This is a genomic window from Gemmatimonas sp. (genome assembly GCF_044345575.1).
Classification (GTDB): Bacteria; Gemmatimonadota; Gemmatimonadetes; order Gemmatimonadales; family Gemmatimonadaceae; genus Gemmatimonas.
This window is the reverse complement of the sequence record NZ_JBIJAW010000379.1, coordinates 1-3,060: the sequence shown is the minus strand read 5'-3', so window position 1 is coordinate 3,060 and position 3,060 is coordinate 1. Positions and strand designations below refer to the sequence as shown.

Annotated in this window: 3 protein-coding genes; all 3 read right to left on the bottom strand. The window is 66.6% G+C overall.

Features of this window, described 5'->3' with window-relative positions; translation table 11 throughout:
- The coding region (locus tag ACIQ6O_RS15430) for a pyridoxal-phosphate-dependent aminotransferase family protein (RefSeq protein ID WP_396208667.1) at positions 1 to 1,000 on the bottom strand (1,000 nt) is incomplete at its 3' end.
- Between the two features lie 62 nt (positions 1,001 to 1,062).
- A complete protein-coding gene (locus ACIQ6O_RS15425; RefSeq protein ID WP_396208666.1) occupies positions 1,063 to 1,710 on the bottom strand; it encodes an HAD-IB family phosphatase in 648 nt (215 codons plus the stop codon).
- Between the two features lie 40 nt (positions 1,711 to 1,750).
- A partial coding sequence (locus ACIQ6O_RS15420) for an FAD-binding oxidoreductase (RefSeq protein ID WP_396208665.1) occupies positions 1,751 to 3,060 on the bottom strand: 1,310 nt, incomplete at its 5' end.

The following is a 3,060-nucleotide window of genomic DNA, read 5'->3' as shown; positions in this document are numbered from 1 at the left end:
TGCCCTTCAGCTTGCCGTAGCCGCCGCCGATGACGAAGCCGCGGGCGGCAACCCCCTTCACGATGGCGTCGGGGCTAAGGCGCTCGGGGACCTTCACGGCGGTCACCGTGGTGCTGTACGCATCGTCCGGCGCAAAGAGGCTGAACGCCTCACCGACACGCTGCCGCAGTTCGTGCACCCAACTGTGGGTATGCTCGGCCATCTGCGTGTGGCGCTCCCAGCGACGCTCGATGGTTTCCTTGGCGATGCGCTCACCCTGCACGGCGGTGGCGTAGAGCAGACTGAGTGCCGGCGTGTTGGGCGTCTGGTTCTTGTGGATGTACTGCTCGAACTCCACAAGATCGAAGTACATCCCGCGGCCCTCCGCCTGCTTCGCGTCGGCAATGAACCGCTCGCTGGCCACACCGAACGCGAGCCCGGGCGGCAGCGCGAGCGCCTTCTGCGACCCGGTGAGCACGAAATCGAGCTCCCAGGCATCGGTTTCCACCGGCACACCAGCAAGCCCGGTGACGCTGTCCACGAGCACGGCGCAGTCGTAGCGGTGCGCGAGCTGCGTGAGTGTCTGGATATCCGTGAGCGTACCGGTGCTGGTTTCGCTGTGCACCACGGTGAGCGCGCTGTACGGCCTGGCTGAGAGTGCGGCTTCGACGACATCGAGCGGTACGGGACGATGCCAGTCACCCCCGATCACGGTGGCGTCACGCCCGCAACTCTGTGCGATGTGGGCGAAGCGTTCACTGAACGCGCCGTTCACCAGGCACAGAATCGCGCCCGGCCGCGCACACCGGATGGCGGCCTCCATGAGCCCCGTGGCGCTGCTGCTGCTCACGTACACGGGCCGCTGTGTACGGAAGATGGGCTTGAGGCCGGCCTGCACCTTGGCGAACAGCTCCTCGAACTTCGCCCCGCGATGCGGGAGCATGGGCCCGGTCATCGCCTGCAGGATCTCGGGGCGGACCTCGGTGGGGCCGGGGAGGAAGAACGTGCCGAACGTGGTCATGGCGGGAGATTACGGGGAACGGCGTAAAGAGTAAGGCGTTGCCACCTGACTGCAGGGCGCGACTACGCGAAGAGTAATCCGCGTAGCTCCTCAAAACTCTTCGCTTCGGCGTCGGCGACTCTTACCACGTTCTCGCGTCGTGCCACACCGGTATAGGCAAAGAAGTTATCGACCACGCCTCGTACTGCCGCATCGGTGCTGCCATCGCCCACCATGGCTACGGGACCACGGAGCTGAAGACGCTGCACGGTGAGCGGTTTGCCGCGCTGTGTGGCGAGGGGCTGATCGCCATCGAGCTGGCTGAAGGTCCCGGCGTCGTCCTGCGCGAGACTCACGGCATGCACGTGGTCTACGGGGACACCGAGCTGCAGGGCGAGCGGAATGATGCTGGGGCGCAACCCGCCGCTCAGCAGATGCACCTGCACCCGCGCCTGCTGCAATTCAGCGATGAGCTCCTTCGCACCAGGTTCCGCCGCCTCCTGATATGCGTGCGCCAGCATGAGTAACTCCTGCGCGGTGGGGCGGATACGCTCGAGTCGCGTGGTGTACACCGCCTCGATGGGGAGCTCGCCGGCCATGGCCCGCGCCGTGAGCTCTTCGCTGTGCTTCGCAACGTCGGGGCCGCGCAACGCGGCGAGCCAGTCGATGCCTTCGATGGCGGCCAGCGTGGAGTCGACGTCGAAGACGACGGTTTTGAACTTTGGAGACACAGAGAAGGGGAGGCGCGGAGAAGAGGAGGCGCGGAGCAGACTACGCGAGAACGTTGCCGGGAGCGAGCAGGCCGTACGGATCGAACTCCTGCTTCACGGCGCGCATGAGGCGCTGCTGCGCGTCGCTCATCTGCAGCGGGAGCCACCGGCTCTTGAGCTTCCCGATGCCGTGTTCGGCGGCAACCGTACCGCCCATCGCGATCACTTCCCTGAGCGTGGCGTATACCACCTGCTCGATGCGCTTGAGTTCCGCGGCATCCTGCGCCACGAAGTTCTGGTGTGGGTGTCCGTTACCGGCGTGCCCGTACGCGATGCCCAGTGGAATACCCGCTTCGATCGCGAACTTGCGGGCAATGTCGAGTGCTTCGGCAAGTCGTGGGTAGGGTACGGCCCAATCGGTGCTCACCTTGCGGCCGCCGAACGGCCGGCGCGCGGCGCCCCGTTCATTCATCGTGGCGGGTACGGCGTGACGCATGCGACGCGCTTCGAGCTGGCTGGTGGGTGAATCGTACACGCGAATATCCTCGGCCATCGCGTGATGCGCCTCGGCCAGCGCGAGCCATTCGTCCAGCGGCAGCTCCTCGTCGCCGTCCTCGCGTGCGCCGGTCTCCTCTACGTACACCATGGCACGTGCCTGCGTGGCCCAGTTGCTGCTGCCTTCGGCGGCGCGCGCAATATCCATGGCGCCGTGATCGAAGTATTCGAGACAGCGCGGATGCACCGCGGGGCTCATGCGCGCCGCGACAACGAACGCGAGCGCATCGGTTTCGCTGGCGAAGGGCACGATGAGCCCGAGCACCTGATGCGGCAGCGGCTGCAGCGCGAACTCGGCGTCGACGACCACGCCCAACGTGCCCTCACTCCCCACGAACCACTCCACCGGGTCATGCGCGATGCGATAGCCTACGGTGTTCTTTTCGAGCTGCGGCCGGCGGAGTTCGAGCGTCTCACCACTTGCGAGCAGCACCGTGAGCGCGCGCACATGCGGACCGGTAGCACCGTAGCGGAGGCTGCGCGCGCCACTCGCATTGCAGGCGATCGCGCCACCCACGGTGCATTCCTCCTCACTGGTGGGATCGGGGGTGAAGAGCAGCCCCTTCGCCTCGGCGGCGCGCCGCACGTCGGCCACGATGGCGCCGGCACCGACGCGGATGATCCGCTGGTCGGTGTCGACGTCACCGATGTGACTGAAGTTGCGCAGCGAGAGGAGGATGCCCCGGTCGGTGATGCTGGCGCCGGTGGTGCTGCTCTGCCAACCAGCAGGCGTGACGCACGTGCGAGTGGCGGTGGCTTCCTTGAGAATCTCTTCCAGCTCCTCGACGGACGACGGGCGCGCGACGGACTCGGGGA